Below are 17,108 nucleotides of genomic sequence, written 5' to 3'. Positions count from 1 at the left end.
ATGCAGAGTCATTAAAGCAAGCGATGGCTCTGCAGAAAGCCAATCAATAACCTTACTAGCAAACTAAAAGAGCAATAGGCTCTTCGATCTGTCGCGCCTAAAACGACCTGAAGGATTTTACACCATGCAACGATTTTACCCCCTCAAAGCAAACGCAACCAATATCCCCACCTTCTTTATAGACTCGCATGCCGCACCTGATCAGTTATTTGAAGACGCCTGCTTCAGAATCCGCGCCGCCGCCAGTCTCTTGGAGACTTTCACATCAGTCACTATTAAAGGCACCAATGACTCTGACTTCTATCGACTAATACTGCCTGCTTACGTATTACTTCAGGATGGTGTTGATACGCTGGAACAGATCTCCTTCAAAGGAAATTTCATCCATGTATAAAATTGCAACCAACGAAATGATAAGAGCAGCCATGATTAAAGCAGTTGAAACCAAGCTAATACCAAGACACTCACTGCTCGCCGAGTATTTAAAGAGCTGGGACTGTCTTGAGCAAGTGATTCACGCCGCACTTGAGGTACAACCGAAAATGAACAGTTTTTGCGGGCTAAGGTGTATGGCCTCAGCGGATCTTTCACCTGAAAGTAAAAAAGCACTGGCAATCCCCACCGCTGATATGCGCCACTAGCGCCATCGAATGAGACCGCGCACAGGCGCGGCGCACCTGGAGACCCCGTTATGAGCGAGAGCGTGTTTGCCGATCGCATCGTGCAGAACCTGCTCGACACCGACTTCTACAAGCTGACGATGATGCAGGCGGTGCTGCACAACTATCCCAACGTCGAAGTCGAATGGGAGTTTCGTTGCCGTAATAGCGAAGATCTGCGCCCGTATCTGGCCGAGATCCGTTTTCAGATCGAGCGTCTGGCCGAACTGAGCCTGAGCGCCGATCAACTGAGCTTTCTCGAGCGCATCAGTTTCCTCAAGCCGGACTTCCTGCGCTTTCTCGGGCTGTTCCGCTTTAATCTGCGGTATCTGCACACCGGCATCGAGAACGGCGAATTGTTCATCCGTCTGCGCGGGCCGTGGCTGCATGTGATTCTCTACGAAGTGCCGCTGCTGGCGATCGTCAGCGAAGTGCGCAACCGCTATCGCTACCGCGAAACCGTGCTGGAACAAGCGCGCGAACAGCTCTATCGCAAGTTCGACTGGCTGACCGCCAACGCCTCGGCCGACGAGTTGTCGCAACTGCAGGTCGCCGATTTCGGCACCCGCCGCCGCTTTTCGTATGGCGTGCAGGCTGAAGTGGTGAATGTACTCAAACACGACTTCCCCGGGCGTTTCGTCGGCACCAGCAACGTACACCTGTCCCGCGAGCTGGACATGAAACCGCTGGGCACCATGGCCCACGAGTGGATCATGGCGCACCAGCAACTCGGTCCACGGCTGATCGACAGCCAGATCGCCGCGCTTGATTGCTGGGTTCGCGAATACCGTGGCCTGCTCGGGATCGCGCTCACCGATTGCATCACCACCGATGCGTTCCTCGGCGACTTCGACCTGTTCTTCGCCAAGCTGTTTGACGGCCTGCGCCATGACTCCGGCGATCCTGTGGCGTGGGGCGAAAAATGCATCGCGCACTATCACAAACTCGGCATCGATCCGATGAGCAAGACCCTGGTGTTCTCCGACAGCCTGACCCTGCCCAAGTCGCTGGAGATCTTCCGTGCGCTGCACGGGCGGATCAACGTCAGCTTCGGCATCGGTACCAACCTCACCTGTGACATTCCGGGTGTCGAACCGATGAGCATCGTGCTTAAAATGACCGCCTGCAACGGCCAACCGGTGGCAAAGATCTCCGACGAGCCAGGCAAGACCCACTGTAAAGACCCGAATTTTGTCGCCTATTTGCGGCACGTTTTCCAGGTTCCTGCCGATTCCAGTCTATCTAGCAAGGAGTGAATTCATGCAAGCCGTACAGCGTGAGATTGCTGAACAGCTCAAGGTGCAACCGCCGTTCGCCGACCACAAGGCCCTGCAGGCCGAAGTCGCCCGGCGCATCACCTTTATTCAGGATTGCCTGGTCAATTCCGGGCTCAAGACGCTGGTGCTGGGCATCAGTGGCGGCGTCGACTCACTGACCGCCGGCCTGCTGGCCCAGCGGGCGATGCGCGAGTTGCGTGACCAGACCGGCGACAACAGCTACAAATTCATCGCCGTGCGTCTGCCTTACGAAACCCAGTTTGACGAACACGACGCCCAGGCCTCGGTGGATTTCATCGCGCCGGACGAGCGCCATACCGTAAATATCGGCCCGGCGGTGAAGTCGCTGGCCAGTGAAGTGGCGGCGTTTGAAGGCAAGCACGCGGTGTCGGTGGATTTCGTACTGGGCAACACCAAGGCGCGGATGCGCATGGTTGCTCAGTACACCATCGCCGGCGCGGCGCACGGTCTGGTGATCGGTACCGATCATGCGGCGGAAGCGGTGATGGGTTTCTTCACCAAGTTCGGTGACGGTGCCTGCGACCTGGCACCGCTCAGTGGTCTGGTGAAAAATCAGGTTCGTGCGATTGCGCGCAGCTTTGGTGCGCCGGAGTCGCTGGTCGAGAAAGTGCCCACGGCGGACCTTGAGGATTTGTCGCCGGGCAAACCTGATGAGGCTTCGCATGGCGTGACGTATGCCGAGATCGATGCGTTCCTGCACGGCGAACCGGTGCGTCAGGAAGCGTTCGACATCATCGTTGCGACCTACAACAAGACCCATCACAAGCGCGTGATGCCGTTTGCGCCGTAAGCGCTGATGGAATGAAAAAGCCCGCTGAGGAGTGATCCTCAGCGGGCTTTTCTTTGGCCCAGACATCAGTTGATGCAGATGGCCCCTTCGCGAGTAGGCTCGCTCCCACATTGACGGCGCAAACCTGTGGGAGCGAGCCTGCTGGCGAAGAACGATAACGCGGTGGTCCTGATTACTTGACAGTAATCGTGCCTTTCATCATCGAGATGTGGCCAGGGAACGAGCAGAAGAAGCCGTAGCCGCCATCAGCAATCTTCGCTACGTCAAAGGTCAGCGAATCGGTTTCCTTGGCGCCGATGATCTTGGTGTGAGCGATGATGCGTGCGTCACCTTCCGGCAGGTAGTTCTTGTCGATACCGGCGGCCAGGCCAGCGGTGGCGATCGGCTGCATGTCAGCTTCTTTGCTAATCACCAGGTTATGGCCCATGACGTTCTTCGGCAGGTTGCCGGAGTGAGTCAGTTCGATAGTGAAAGTCTTGCAGCTCTTGTCGATTTCGATGGCTTTGGTGCTGAAGGACATCTGATCGGTGGAGTCAACGGTGGTTTTGCACTCAGCAGCCATCAATTGGCTGCTGGCCAACGCCAGCAGGGATACCGCAACAACTTTGGAAAACATGGTGAATCTCCAAGGCAGGGTTAACAAAAACACGAATGATGGAAAGACTGCCTGAAATCTTCGCAAGTTCCTATGACTTGAGTCAAAAATTGTATACAACTTTCAGGCTATGACATTCATCGAAACAATCTAACGGCCAGATGCAACGGCCGGCCGTATGATCGGCGCATCTACTGAGACGGAGTGCCTATCATGTTCTTTAACGGTCTTTTGTGCAGTTTGCTCGCCGCCTACGCCTGTGGCGCCAGCGGTACCTTTGAATCGCCTGAACGCGAAGTTTAGGCCTTGGATCGAGGCTTGCCAGCCATTACCCTGTGACGGATTGACCCAGGAGGAAGGCATGTCTCTGAAATCCGTGTGTGTATTTTGCGGTGCCAACGCCGGCACTGTTCCGGCCTACACCGAAGCCGCCGCCGCCCTTGGCCGGGCCTTGGCCGAACGTAAATTGACCCTGGTCTACGGCGGTGGCGCCGTGGGTTTGATGGGAATTGTCGCCGATGCCGCGCTGGCTGCTGGCGGTGAAGTCATCGGGATCATCCCGCAGAGCCTGATGGACAAGGAAATCGGCCATAAAAGCCTGACGCGCCTGGAAGTGGTCGACGGCATGCACGCGCGCAAGGCACGCATGGCCGAGCTGAGCGACGCCTTCATCGCCCTGCCCGGCGGCCTCGGCACGCTGGAAGAACTATTCGAAGTATGGACCTGGGGCCAGCTCGGCTACCACGGCAAGCCGTTGGGTTTGCTGGAAGTGAACGGTTTCTACAGCAAACTCACCGCATTTCTTGACCATATCGTCGGCGAAGGCTTCGTTCGCGCGCCACACCGTGACATGCTGCAAGTGAGTGAATCAGCGCAAACGCTGCTCGATGCCCTGGATAACTGGAAGCCGACCGTCACGCCAAAATGGGTCGACCAAAAACCCGGCTAACCACGAGGCACCGATACAAGGCAGAATATGCGCCGCTCAACCTCACCTTCGACCCAAGAGGATCGCCCATGGCCAAACCCAATTACTCCTTCGCCAAACGTCAACGAGACCTGGCAAAGGAACAGAAGAAAGAGGAAAAGCTTCAGCGCAAGAAACAAACCGCTGAGGAAGCGGCACTGAACCCTGACGGTGAAGTGGCGACGCAAGATGATGTTGATGCAACCGAAGCGACTGAAACACCGAAAGATCAGGCGCCCGACGCCTGAACCCCACCGGGTTTGATCATCGAATCAGACCCTGCGGATTTGTGACGGGGCTGGCGGTTCCACTGCCGGCCCTCACAGCCCTTCCCCTCCCCAATACACCAAAATCCCCTGTGGGAGCGAGCCTGCTCGCGAAAGCGGTGTATCAGTGTAAATATTTGCTGCTGACACACCGCTATCGCGAGCAGGCTCACTCCTACAGTTTCATCGTCGTTAATCCAGGGGCATCACGGTGACGCGCACTTCCGGGTCATGATTGCCGCCGCCCAGAATCACCCCGCGCAACGGTGACACATCGGAAAAATCCCTCCCCCACGCCAGCGTGATGTGTTCCTGCGCCGGCTGCACATTGTTGGTCGGATCGAAATCCACCCAGCCCAGCACCGGACAAAACACCGACACCCAGGCGTGCGACGCATCAGCGCCGATCAGGCGTGGTTGCCCCGGCGGTGGCTGGGTCAGCAGATAGCCGCTGATATAACGCGCTGCCAGCCCTCGCGAGCGCACGCACGCCAGCATCAGGTGAGCGAAGTCCTGACAGACCCCGCGCCGCCGTTCCAGCACTTCCACCAGCGGTGTCGCCACCTGGGTCGCCTCGGCATCAAAGGTGAATTCACTGAAGATCTTCTGCATCAAGTCCTGCACACCCAGCAGCAACGGCCTGCCCGGCGGAAAACAACTTTGCGAAAACTCGACGAAGCTGCTTTTCAAGTGCACGTAAGGGGACTGGAACCGGTAGCGACAAGCTTCGAGCAACTCAGCGGAAAGCGGTTGACTGCTGTAGGTCAGCGCATCGCGGGTCAGCTCCCAGGCGGGCGACTGACTGAAGTCCAGCACCGGCCGCGCCAGCACCTCAACAGTCAGCCGAGCATTGACCTGCAATTCATCGTGAGGCCGTTCGAAGGCCAGCCGGGTCAGCGGATTGCCAAACACGTCGAGTTCATCACGGCGGGCTGTCGGGTCCGGGCTGATCAGCAATTGCTGTTCGGTGCAACGCTGCCAGGCACATTCACGCGGCCACAAGTGCGCCAGTTGCTGCGCCAGGGACACCGGACTGTCGTAGTGGTAACAGGTGTCGTGGAGGATCAGGTAGCGAGCATTCATCAAACGGACACCGTGCGCTGGCTGACATCATCGACATGGGCGAAATGGCGCAGGGCCAGACGATCCGACACCTGCCCGCTGGCCTCGGCAATGTCCTGCAGCAGATCCGCCAGACCATTCAGAGCGGCTCGTACGCTGGATTCCCCGAACAGCGGATTCTCCAGACATCCCAGATCAAACCGCGCCAGACGCTCGACCAGTTGCGACAATGCCGCTTCCCGCGGCGCCGCGAAATCATCGTTCAAACGTTTCAAGGTGCGGGTCACCAGTTTCAACTGAAACAACACCGCGTGCGGGTTCTGCTCGTCGAGCAACAACAGGTCGAGCACCGGAATCAATTGCGCCACGGCCAGATAACGCGAACGGTAGGTGATACTGCTGTTGCCCAGTTCCAGCAGCCATTCGAGGCCCGCTTGATCGAACGCCCCGGCGCCGCGCAGAAATGCCGCCAGACTGCTGCTGAGAAACTGCAGACGCTCAATGCGCCGGCCGATCATCAGAAAGCGCCAGCCTTCGTCGCGGGTCATGTCGTCGAGGGCAAACCCGGAAAGCGCCGCCAGCGACATCACCAGCCGGTTGAGGAAGTCCAGCAGTTCGCCAAAGTCGGGTTCGTCGGTATCCAGTTCCATCGCTTCGCGCTGCAACTCCACCAGCGCCTGCCAGTTCTCCCGCGAAAGCTTGCCACGCACCTGCGAGGCCGCCCACTGCAAACGCTGCAGGTTGGCGCGCAGGCTGAACGACCAGTCTTCACCGAGCAATGCAGCGAGCAAGCGCTCGGGAAGTTCTCCTTCATCCGGCAACAACGTCAACCGCTCACCGAGATCGACCGCCGCCTGCAACGCTTGCGGGTCGTCGCCGTCGACATACCGCGCGAGCATGATGCGCAGCAACCGCGCACTGTCATCACAGCGCTCGCAGTATCGGCCGAACCAGAACAGGTTCTCCACCACCCGTGAGGGCAGATACGGGTCGCGCCGTACCAGATCATGGACCCCAACGCTGCGCTGACTCTTCCACTGCTCGCCACTGGGCGGACGATCACCGAGTATCCAAGTGTCTTTGCTCGCCCCACCGCGCTGCATCGACACTACTTCGGCATCAGCCTCGGCGGCCACCCGGGTCAGACCACCGGGCAGCACGCGATAACCGTCAGCACCCGCCACGGCGTACATGCGCATGCCGATCGCCCGTGGTTGCAGTTGACCATTTTCCGCCTGCCAGATCGGTGCCTGGGACAGTTGAGCCAATTCTTGCGCCACATAAGCATAAGGACGCGCCTGCATGCGCTCGGCAAGCGCCTGACGCTGTTTTTCACTCAGATCACGGCCAAAGACCGGCGCGAAGCTCTGCGAAGGAAATGCTGGTTTGATCAGCAGTTCGGGCAGTTTTTCCAGGGCTTGGGCCAACACCGGCGCCTCACCGCACCACCACGTCGCGATCGACGGCAAAATCAGTTCTTCGCCAAACAGGTATTGGTTGATCTTCGGCAGAAAGCCCAGCAATCCCGGCGACTCCAGCACGCCGCTACCCAGCGCATTGGCGACCAGAACGCGCCCTTGGCGTACTGCCTCAAGCAACCCGGGAACGCCGAGTGCCGAGTCCGTGCGCAACTCCAGCGGATCGCAGAAATCATCATCGAGCCGGCGCATGATCGCATGCACCCGACGCAAACCACTGAGGGTTTTCAGGTAGACCGTGGCGTCGCGCACCGTCAGGTCACCGCCCTCGACCAGCGGATAACCAAGTTGCCGAGCCAGATACAAATGTTCGAAATAGCTTTCATTGAAGCGCCCCGGCGTGAGCAACACCACCAGCGGCGCGTCATCGTCACTGGGCGCTTGTCGCGCGAGGGTTTCCTGCAATGTGCGGAAGAAGCCGGCCAGATGCTGCACCTTCAGATCCCGGTACAACTCGGGAAAGGCGCGCGACACGATGGTGCGGTTTTCCAAGGCATAGCCGGCGCCGGATGGCGCTTGCGTACGATCGGCGGTGACCCACCAGCGCCCGTCCGGTGTACGCGCCAGATCCACGGCGTACAGGTGCAGAAACGTCTCTTCCGGCAGCGCGACATGCTGACACGGCCAGAGAAAATTGTTGTGGCCGAACACCAGCTCTGCCGGCAACAAGCCTTCGCTGATCAGCCGCTGCGGCCCATACAAATCGGCCAGCACCGCATTGAGCAGTCGCGCACGCTGGGCGATACCTGCCGACAGTTGCTGCCATTCATCCGCAGCAATCACGTGGGGCAGCAGATCCAGCTCCCACGGCCGATCAGCGCCCTTGGGATCGGCATAGACGTTATAGGTGACGCCGTTTTCCTGAATCTGCCGCGCCAGCAGTGCCTGACGCTGCACCAGTTGCGCCGGCGTGCTGCGCTGCAACTGATCGAACAAACGCCGCCAGTGCGGGCGCACCGCGCCACTGCCGTCGAGCAGTTCGTGATAAGTGCCCGCCGTAAGCGGGTAGCGGTCTAGCAGGTCAGGCATGGAAAGCTCGGCAGACAGCAAGGAACGGTCAGACTAACGCAGCCACATGACGCGCGGATATACGAAAAATCCGCGTGTCGCGTAGGCCTTAGAAACGTCGCAAATCGATTGTCATCGGTAGCTCGTCACTGATTTCTATATTCGGTACAGGAAGTTTCCCCGGCGTGTGTCCGACGCGGAAGAATCGCGCCATCCGCCGGCTCTCGGCTTCGTTGGCATTGACCGGCAACGTCTCGTAATTGCGCCCGCCCGGATGCGCGACGTGGTACTGACAACCGCCCAGCGAGCGGCCCATCCAGGTGTCGAGCAGGTCGAACACCAGCGGTGCGTGCACGGGGATGGTCGGTTGCAAGCAGTTGGCCGGCTGCCATGCGCGGTAACGCACACCCGCGACAAACTCGCCAACCCGTCCGGTCGGATGCAACGGCACGGCGATGCCGTTACAGGTCAGCATATAGCGCTGCGGCGGCAGGCCTTTGAGCTTGACCTGCAAACGCTCCAGCGATGAGTCGACATAACGCACCGTGCCGCCAGCCGCGCCCTCCTCGCCCAGGACATGCCACGGTTCCAGCGCCTGACGCAGCTCCAGTTCGATGCCGTTGACGGCGTAATCGCCGACCTTGGGAAAACGAAACTCCAGATGCGCTGCGAACCATTCCGCGCGCAGCGGATAACCGGCGTTGTTCAGTTCGACGATGACATCGGCGAAATCCTGTTCGATAAAGTGCGGCAGCAGGAAACGGTCGTGCAGTTCAGTGCCCCAGCGCGCCAGTTTCGGCGGCGCATAAGGTTCGCGCCAGAAACGCGCGACCAGCGCCCGCAGCAACAACTGCTGGGCCAGGCTCATGCGCGCATGGGGCGGCATTTCAAAGGCACGCAGCTCAAGCAAGCCGAGACGCCCGGTGGCGCCGTCCGGTGAATACAGTTTGTCGATGCAGAACTCGGCACGGTGCGTATTGCCGGTGACGTCGATCAGCAGGTTGCGCAGCAGTCGATCAACCAGCCACGGCGCGCATTCCTCGCCCGGCTCCGGCATCTGCGCAAAAGCGATTTCCAGTTCATATAAAGCATCATTACGCGCCTCATCGACACGCGGTGCCTGAGACGTCGGGCCAATGAACAAGCCGGAAAACAGATACGACAACGATGGATGGTTGTGCCAGTAACTGATCAGGCTGCGCAGCAGATCCGGGCGGCGCAGAAACGGTGAGTCCGCCGGCGTCGCCCCACCGAGAACGAAATGGTTACCACCGCCGGTGCCGGTGTGACGACCGTCGATCATGAATTTCTCGGTGGTCAGGCGGGTCTGGCGCGCCTCTTCATAGAGAAATTCGGTGCGTTCGACCAACTCGTCCCAAGTCGCCGACGGCTGCACATTGACCTCGATCACACCCGGGTCCGGGGTGATGCGGAAATTGCTCAGACGCGGATCGCTCGGCGGCTCATAGCCTTCCAGCAGCACCGGGCAATGCAGCTCTTCGGCGGTGGCTTCGATGGCGGCCACCAGTTCCAGATAATCCTCAACCCGCTCCAGCGGCGGCATGAACAGGTACAAACGCCCCTCGCGGGCCTCGGCGCAAAACGCGGTGCGGGTCAGCCAGTCGGCGGATTCGTCGATTTTCGGCACGCGTTCGTCTGTCGTGGCAGGTTCGCCATGACTGTTGAGCTGCGCGGTTTCCGGCAACTCAGGCAAGTCTTGATTCGGATCCTGAGGATGAATGAACGGATACTCGGCGGCCTTCACCCACGGCTGCGACCCCAACGGCAGGCGATAGCCCAACGGCGAATCCCCCGGCACCAGTCGGCAATGCTCGTCACGCAGGTACCAGCGCCCGCTCTGCCATTGATCACCCTTGGCGGTGCGCGCCAGCGGCAATACCTGGCCGATCACCTTGTTCAGGCCCTGACTGAACACCTTGCGCAAGCGTGCGCGCTCAAGCGGTTCCTCAAGACGTGAATCTTCGGCGCTGACATTGCTCGGCAACGTGCCCTCGCGCCAGAGGTAGTAGAAATTGTCTTCGTAGGCCGGGAAGACAAAACGTGTAGGCAATTTCAGGCGCTCGGCGACACTGGCGAGGAAGCGTCCGGCCAACTCGCCATCCGCTCCGTAGTCCTGCTGCTCATCGGCGATCAGTGCGTTGTTGTGCCAGATCGGCACGCCGTCGCGGCGCCAATAGCAATTGAGCGACCAACGCGGCAGTTGCTCGCCGGGATACCACTTGCCCTGGCCGAAATGCACCAGACCCTGCGGCGCGTAATGCTTGCGCATGCGCTGGAACAGTTCAGCGGAAAGTCGCCGCTTGGCCGGCCCCAGCGCGGCGGTGTTCCACTCGGCGCCATCCGGGTCATCGATGGAAACGAAGGTCGGCTCGCCGCCCATGGTCAGGCGCACGTCATCCGCCAGCAGATCGGCATCGATCTGCCGTCCCAGTGCCTGAATCGCTAGCCACTGCTCGTCGGTGTAGGGCTTGGTGACGCGCGGCGCCTCCCATATCCGCTCCACCGACATTTCATGGCTGAATTCACATTCGCACGGCTCGACCAAGCCACTGATCGGTGCCGCCGAGGACGGATCGGGACTACACGCCAAGGGGATATGCCCTTCGCCGGCGAACAGCCCGGACGTGGCGTCCAGGCCGATCCAGCCAGCGCCAGGCAGATACACCTCGCACCAGGCGTGCAGGTCAGTGAAATCGACTTCAGTGCCGGACGGGCCATCGAGGCTTTTCACGTCGGCGGTCAGTTGAATCAGATAACCGGAGACAAACCGCGCGGCCAACCCGAGGTTGCGCAGCAGTTGCACCAGCAACCACGCCGAATCGCGGCAGGAACCGGAGGCGTGTTCAAGGGTGTGTTCCGGGGTCTGCACGCCCGGCTCCATGCGAATCAGGTAGCCGATGTCTTCGCTCAAGCGCTGGTTGAGCGCCACAAGGAAGTCCACCGCCGGCAGCGGCGTGCGGTCGATGGCGTCCAGATAGGCTTTGAATTTCGGCGTCAGCGGCAGGGTTTCGAGGTACGGCGCCAGTTCCTTGCGCTCATCGGCGGCGTAGGAGAAAGGGATTTTCTCGGCGTAGGGTTCGAGGAAGAAGTCGAACGGGTTGAACACCGCCATTTCGGCGAGCAGATCGACCTCGATGCGCAACTCATTGGTTTTCTCGGGAAACACCAATCGCGCGAGGTAGTTGCCCTGCGGGTCTTGCTGCCAGTTGATGAAATGCTGCTCGGGCGAGACTTTCAGGGCATACGACAGAATCCGCGTGCGGCTGTGGGCGGCCGGGCGCAGACGTACGATCTGCGGGCCGAGTTCGACAGCGCGGTCATAGCGGTAATGCGTGACGTGATGCAATGCGACATGAATCGACACGGCGTGCCTCCTGCGAGCCTAAGCGTATTCGAAAGCGCGCAAAACTTATGCCATGCAGAGGCTTGGGCGCTTTCCCGGAATGCTTAGGGCAGTACAGCACCAAAATCGGGCGATGCGGGGAAATGGTTTGGGCTGATTGCACGTAAATGTTGCGAAGAGCCCCTCACCCTAACCCTCTCCCAGAGGGAGAGGGGACTGACCGAGTTGACTAAGCGAGCTACACCGACCTGAAACTTCGAGTCGAACTTCGATTTTGAAAAGCACAGCGATCTGCTCCCTTCCCCCTCGCCCCCTTGGGGGAGAGGGTTGGGGTGAGGGGGATGGATCTTGCGGCCTGCATAAATCCAACGGCAGAAACGCAAAACGCCAACCCGAAGGTTGGCGTTCTGTTCAGCTAAAAAGCAACTTAGCGCGGTACGACCGGCTTACGGGTCGGCTTCGGCCCTTTGCCTTTCGCGGCTTCTTTACGCTCTTTCGCAGCCTGCTGGTTACGGGCAAACGCCGCCGCCTTGGCCTGCTCCCGCTTGTCCCAAGGGTTACCACCATCACTGGCACGTGGCGGCAAGCCAGTGTGCTGGGTGAGAATCTTGGTGGTCTTCTCTTTAGCGTCCTTCGCCACTTTATGGCTGCCGGCTGGCGTCGAGTTCTTGCGACGGGCGCTCTGGTAGCTGTCGGTCGCCGGTTGATGGGTCGGGATCAACTGATCCTTGCCCGAACCGATCAGATCAGCGCGGCCCATGCGGATCAGCGCTTCACGCAGCATCGGCCAGCCTTTCGGGTCGTGATAACGCAAGAACGCCTTGTGCAGACGACGCTGCTCTTCGCTCTTGACGATGGTCACGCCGTCGCTCTTGTAGGTGACCTTGCGCAGCGGGTTCTTGCCCGAGTGGTACATCGCGGTGGCGGTGGCCATCGGCGACGGGTAGAACGCCTGCACCTGGTCGGCGCGGAAGCCGTTGCCCTTGAGCCACAGTGCCAGGTTCATCATGTCTTCGTCGGTGGTGCCTGGGTGGGCGGCGATGAAGTACGGAATCAGGTACTGCTCTTTGCCCGCTTCCTTGGTGTACTTCTCGAACATGCGCTTGAACTTGTCATAGCTGCCGATGCCCGGTTTCATCATCTGATTGAGCGGACCTTCCTCGGTGTGTTCCGGGGCGATCTTCAGGTAGCCACCGACGTGGTGGGTCACCAGCTCTTTGACGTACTCCGGCGATTCGACCGCGAGGTCGTAACGCAGGCCGGAGGCGATCAGGATTTTCTTCACACCCGGCAAAGCACGAGCACTGCGGTACAGCTGAATCAACGACGAGTGGTCGGTGTTCAAGTTCGGGCAGATGCCCGGGAACACGCAGGACGGCTTGCGGCACGCGGATTCGATTTCCGGTGTCTTGCAGGCGATGCGGTACATGTTCGCGGTCGGGCCGCCGAGGTCGGAAATGACGCCGGTGAAACCTGGCACCTTGTCGCGGATCTCTTCGATTTCGCGAATGATCGACTCTTCGGAACGGTTCTGGATGATCCGGCCTTCGTGTTCGGTGATCGAGCAGAAGGTGCAGCCACCGAAGCAGCCACGCATGATGTTCACCGAGAAACGGATCATGTCGTAGGCCGGGATCTTCTCCTTGCCGTACGCCGGGTGCGGGACACGGGCGTAAGGCATGCCGAACACGTAGTCCATTTCTTCAGTGGTCATCGGAATCGGCGGCGGGTTGAACCAGACGTCGACTTCACCGTGCTTCTGCACCAGCGCACGGGCGTTGCCCGGGTTGGTTTCGAGGTGCAGCACGCGGTTGGCGTGGGCATACAGAACGGCGTCGCCGCGCACCTTTTCTACCGATGGCAGGCGAATCACGGTCTTGTCACGGGTCATGCGCGGGCTGGCCAGGATCTGTACGACCTTGGCTTCCTGCGGATCGTCGACCGGACCTTTTTCCTGCTCGATGGCGCAGGCCTGGGTGTCCTGAGTGTTCACGTACGGGTTGATGATCTTGTCGACCTTGCCCGGACGGTCGATACGCGTCGAGTCGACTTCGTACCAGTCTTTCGGCGTATCGCGACGGATGAACGCGGTGCCGCGCACATCGGTGATGTCTTCGATCTTGTGCCCGTAGGACAGGCGCTGGGCGACTTCGACGATCGCGCGCTCGGCGTTGCCGTACAGCAGAATGTCGGCGCTGGCGTCGATCAGGATCGAGTTACGCACGCGATCCTGCCAGTAGTCGTAGTGGGCAATGCGGCGCAGGGACGCTTCGATGCCGCCGAGCACGATCGGCACGTGCTTGTAGGCTTCTTTGCAGCGCTGGCTGTAGACCAGGCTCGCGCGGTCCGGACGCTTGCCGGCCATGCCGCCGGGCGTATAGGCGTCGTCGGAACGGATTTTCTTGTCCGCGGTGTAGCGATTGATCATCGAGTCCATGTTGCCCGCCGCAACCCCGAAGAACAGGTTCGGCTCGCCGAGCTTCATGAAATCGTCTTTGGACTGCCAGTTCGGCTGGGCAATGATCCCGACACGGAAGCCCTGGGACTCCAGCAGCCGGCCAATGATCGCCATGCCAAACGACGGGTGATCGACGTAGGCATCACCGGTAACAATGATGATGTCGCACGAATCCCAGCCAAGCTGATCCATCTCCTCCCTGCTCATCGGCAGGAATGGCGCTGGCCCGAAACATTCGGCCCAATATTTTGGATAGTCAAATAACGGCTTGGCTGCTTGCATGTCGACGACCGGTGTTGAAGTGAAAATTCGCGGGCGCGGAATATAGCACAAAAAATAACCAATTCCGACGGCAATGGTCGGTTTCTCTTACAACCCGCGTCGAGCCTGCCCGATACCCCGTAACAGGCAAAAAAATCCATCGTTCAAACTTAACATTCATCAGTCCGGTGCCTGCGCCGACTGATGTGGCAACCCTTCAAGGATGAAGCAATGTCACCCAAACAGCCCGCCAAGGGCAGCATCAAAGTCAAGACCCCAACCAGCCCGGATGCGCCGCAGCAAGGCAATACCGGGCGAGCGCCACGGACGGGGCCTGAACCGTCCCTGCCTGTCTCCTCTGCGACGCGTCCGGGCGGCACTCACGGCACTGCCAGCCCTGAGGTAACAAGACCGTCTCCCGTCGTCATCACGCACACAGCAACCGCCTCGGTGAAAACGGGCGCAACGGGAGCAAAATCGCTGGAGAGTTACCGTATCCCCGCACCTGACCGTTTGCCCCAGGCCAATACCGAGGGCTTGAGGATGTACAAGGGCCGCGAATACGTCGATGTCGCGCACGGCAGCATCGTGATGGTCGGCATCGATCCGCAGACCGGCCTCTACCGCGCCCAACTCGCAGCCGAGCGGGTTGCCACGGGTCCGCTACTGCTGCGCGACGCCGACAGTGGCCTGTGGCATTCGCTCAAGGACGGTGACGCCGTGACCTTGATTGACCCTCACCTGCAGACGTTGCGCACGGATCTCGAAATCACACGCGCCAAGGCCGACAGCGACGGGTTATTGCGCCACGAGGGCCGACTGTACCTGTCCCTGCACAACCACGTTTATCAGGTCATGCACGATGTGAGTGCCTCCACGGCGACACAAAAAGCGTGGCGTATCGTCAACCCGAAAGACCCCGTGGCAACCGATATCGCCAATATCTACCGCGCCAGCCGCAGCGGCGAAACGCGGACTGTGCGGCGCGATGAGGGCAATCGCTGGGTTTATCATTTGCCAGAGCTGAAGGGAGGTATTCAGGACGCGGAGATTGCCCGCCTGAGTAAAGACACGTTGTTGCAGATGCATGAGCCTTTTCAAAAGGCCCACACGGAATTGACGAATTCGTCGGAGCGCCACAACACGCTCTGGGCAGAAACCCAGAAACTGCCGCAGGGCAGTGCAGAGCAAAACGCAAAACTGCTGAGCCTGGAAGTGCATTTGCTCAAGCATGTGCAAAAACAGGCGGATTTCGTAGAGTCGCTGGTGCTCAACAGAAAATGGCTGACCCTTGCGAAAGCCAGCGGGCTATTCAAGCAGGAACTGCAGACTTTCCGCATAGAACGCGCCGAATTTCTAAACCGCCTCATGGCGGCCATGGACCTGCGGGTCAAGCCTACCGTCTCCAGTCTGGATGCCGACAGTTGCAAGCGGATCATCCCTCACCTGAACAAGAAGCTGAGGTTTATCGAAGAACGTGAAGTGGTGTTGGCAGAAATCAGAAAAGCCGACCCGGGAGCGGCACCGATACTCGAAGAAATCAGGCAGCAAGTGCCGTCGCCCGAGCGCATCAACTTCAACAAGCTGACCCTCTACGTGCACCTGTATGCGGGCACGCCCGACCATTCGCCCAATACCACCATGCCGTCGCTTTCCTGCGTCGATCTGGTCACCGGAGACCTGAAAAACATTCCGCAACACGAGCACCCCATGGCACTGCTTTTGAGCCTGGATCAGATCAGGGCGGACAAATCACGATTTGAAATGCAACTGGCCACCCACGCTGACAGCGATGCCTCTCGGGCCGGGTACCTCAAGGAAATCCTCAGTTTGATCGACCCACTCGAGAGGCGAATCGATAACAGGCTCAGCGACATTCTGGAGTCGATCGGGCGCGACCGCGAACTGCCCAACATCGACCACGATATCGATTTTGACTTCCTTCCAACGCTCCCCGACCTTTCCGAAAGCTCCCGCCCGTTAACGCCCAGGAAAGTTTTCCGGGTCCGCCAACACGGTACTTACCGGGTTCTGGTCGGTGAAACGGAAACGGCTCAGGACGGCAATGTCATCGTCAGGGTTCCGGACCCGTTGCGCCCCGGCTCTCCATCCGCTCGCTACGAAAAAAGACAAGGCGAATGGTTGCCAGTGCGCCTGCCCATCACCAGTACACCCAGACCACAGCTGGTCGCCGAGGCCAACCGGTTACTGGCCGACGTCGAACAACACGTTGCCAAGGCCAGGGTGGACGAGGCGAGAAAAACCAATCCGACCGATATTGTCGAAGACCTGAGTAAAGAGACTGAGCGACTGAACGAGCAGGCAAGGCGCCTGGAAAGCCATGAAGACGCGGACACCGAAATCCTCGACCTGGCTACGCGCTTGCGAAGCGCTGCCGAGTCACTGGACGCGCATGGCCAAAGTGTTCTGGTGCGCATGTACAAGAACAGGGACGTGCTCGACATCATGCGTTTGAACTATCTGATGGATGCCGACGAAGTCAGCGTGAGCAAAACCGTTGATCGCAAGCCATCGGGCAAAGGCAAGGGCAAGTCGTTTCTCGACGTTTATTCGATCACTGATCGCGCCGACGACGCCCCCTTGTGGGAGGCACATTTCCACTACGACCAACACGACGCCGCGCCGCTGAATTTCACCACAAGAGGCGGTCACCTCAAAACCCTCGAACAGAGCCGACGCGGCATCGAGTCTCAGCGCCGCGATGAACAGGCTGGCTTGCCGCACGTGGCCATCTGGCGCCAGACCTTCGATGGCAAGACCGCGAGCAAAATATTTGCACTGGCCAGCCCGGCTGGCGTGCCTTCCAGGCCTGAGTAAAGGACTCAGGGCCACACGATCAATCAGGCAATGACGCCGCCCCTGCCATCAGCTCCCGTTCAGG

12 protein-coding genes are annotated in these 17,108 nt (G+C 59.6%); 7 read left to right on the top strand and 5 right to left on the bottom strand.

The window, feature by feature from the left end; all coding sequences use genetic code 11:
- Positions 1 to 124: 124 nt before the first annotated feature.
- From ACOYXH_RS28545 to nadE, 4 genes are read left to right on the top strand one after another with little or no spacing between them, the layout of a single operon-like run.
- On the top strand, positions 125 to 394 hold the full coding sequence (locus ACOYXH_RS28545; protein WP_320413829.1) for a hypothetical protein: 270 nt from the start codon (positions 125 to 127) through the stop codon (positions 392 to 394).
- On the top strand, positions 387 to 641 hold the full coding sequence (locus ACOYXH_RS28540; RefSeq protein WP_460066939.1) for a hypothetical protein: 255 nt from the start codon (positions 387 to 389) through the stop codon (positions 639 to 641). The genes ACOYXH_RS28545 and ACOYXH_RS28540 overlap by 8 nt, the downstream gene beginning before the upstream one ends.
- 50 nt (positions 642 to 691) lie before the next feature.
- On the top strand, positions 692 to 1,915 hold the full coding sequence (gene pncB, locus ACOYXH_RS28535) for a nicotinate phosphoribosyltransferase (RefSeq protein ID WP_093430192.1): 1,224 nt from the start codon (positions 692 to 694) through the stop codon (positions 1,913 to 1,915).
- 4 nt (positions 1,916 to 1,919) lie between these two features.
- The gene (gene nadE / locus ACOYXH_RS28530; RefSeq protein WP_093430191.1) at positions 1,920 to 2,747 is read left to right on the top strand and encodes an ammonia-dependent NAD(+) synthetase; all 828 of its coding nucleotides are present in this window, start codon (positions 1,920 to 1,922) and stop codon (positions 2,745 to 2,747) included.
- A gap of 172 nt (positions 2,748 to 2,919) precedes the next feature.
- Here the strand turns inward: nadE and azu are convergent, their stop codons facing one another.
- On the bottom strand, positions 2,920 to 3,363 hold the full coding sequence (azu, locus tag ACOYXH_RS28525) for an azurin (protein WP_095047311.1): 444 nt from the start codon (positions 3,361 to 3,363) through the stop codon (positions 2,920 to 2,922).
- A gap of 340 nt (positions 3,364 to 3,703) precedes the next feature.
- Here azu and ACOYXH_RS28520 point away from each other — a divergent pair, with 340 nt between their 5' ends.
- Positions 3,704 to 4,291: an LOG family protein gene (locus tag ACOYXH_RS28520; RefSeq protein WP_460066936.1), complete on the top strand. Its 588-nt coding sequence runs from the start codon at positions 3,704 to 3,706 to the stop codon at positions 4,289 to 4,291.
- A 68-nt stretch (positions 4,292 to 4,359) separates the two neighbouring features.
- Entirely contained in the window at positions 4,360 to 4,557 is a 198-nt protein-coding gene (locus ACOYXH_RS28515) for a hypothetical protein (RefSeq protein WP_095047310.1), read from the top strand.
- Between the two features lie 210 nt (positions 4,558 to 4,767).
- Here ACOYXH_RS28515 and ACOYXH_RS28510 read toward each other — a convergent pair whose 3' ends face one another.
- From ACOYXH_RS28510 to ACOYXH_RS28495, 4 genes are all read right to left on the bottom strand, one after another.
- Complete coding sequence (locus ACOYXH_RS28510; RefSeq protein WP_258709160.1) at positions 4,768 to 5,658, bottom strand: transglutaminase family protein; 891 nt, start codon at positions 5,656 to 5,658, stop codon at positions 4,768 to 4,770.
- Positions 5,658 to 8,144, bottom strand: coding sequence for a circularly permuted type 2 ATP-grasp protein (locus ACOYXH_RS28505; RefSeq protein WP_220557494.1), 2,487 nt, complete (start codon positions 8,142 to 8,144; stop codon positions 5,658 to 5,660). Before ACOYXH_RS28505 ends, ACOYXH_RS28510 begins: the two co-directional genes overlap by 1 nt.
- Positions 8,145 to 8,232: 88 nt before the next feature.
- Positions 8,233 to 11,508 carry a transglutaminase family protein gene (locus ACOYXH_RS28500; protein ID WP_220557492.1) on the bottom strand — a complete coding sequence of 1,092 codons (3,276 nt, stop codon included), beginning with the start codon at positions 11,506 to 11,508 and terminating at the stop codon, positions 8,233 to 8,235.
- Positions 11,509 to 11,914: 406 nt separating this feature from the next.
- Positions 11,915 to 14,227: a YgiQ family radical SAM protein gene (locus ACOYXH_RS28495; protein ID WP_460066931.1), complete on the bottom strand. Its 2,313-nt coding sequence runs from the start codon at positions 14,225 to 14,227 to the stop codon at positions 11,915 to 11,917.
- A gap of 210 nt (positions 14,228 to 14,437) precedes the next feature.
- Between ACOYXH_RS28495 and ACOYXH_RS28490 the strand changes: the two genes are divergently transcribed.
- Positions 14,438 to 17,044, top strand: a complete 2,607-nt coding sequence (locus ACOYXH_RS28490) for a hypothetical protein (protein ID WP_460410138.1) — start codon at positions 14,438 to 14,440, stop codon at positions 17,042 to 17,044.
- The last annotated feature ends 64 nt before the right edge of the window (positions 17,045 to 17,108 follow it).

It is taken from the genome of Pseudomonas sp. Mb7 (assembly GCF_054790525.1).
The sequence above is the reverse complement of the archived record's forward strand: the minus strand, read 5'-3'. Positions and strand labels throughout refer to the sequence as shown.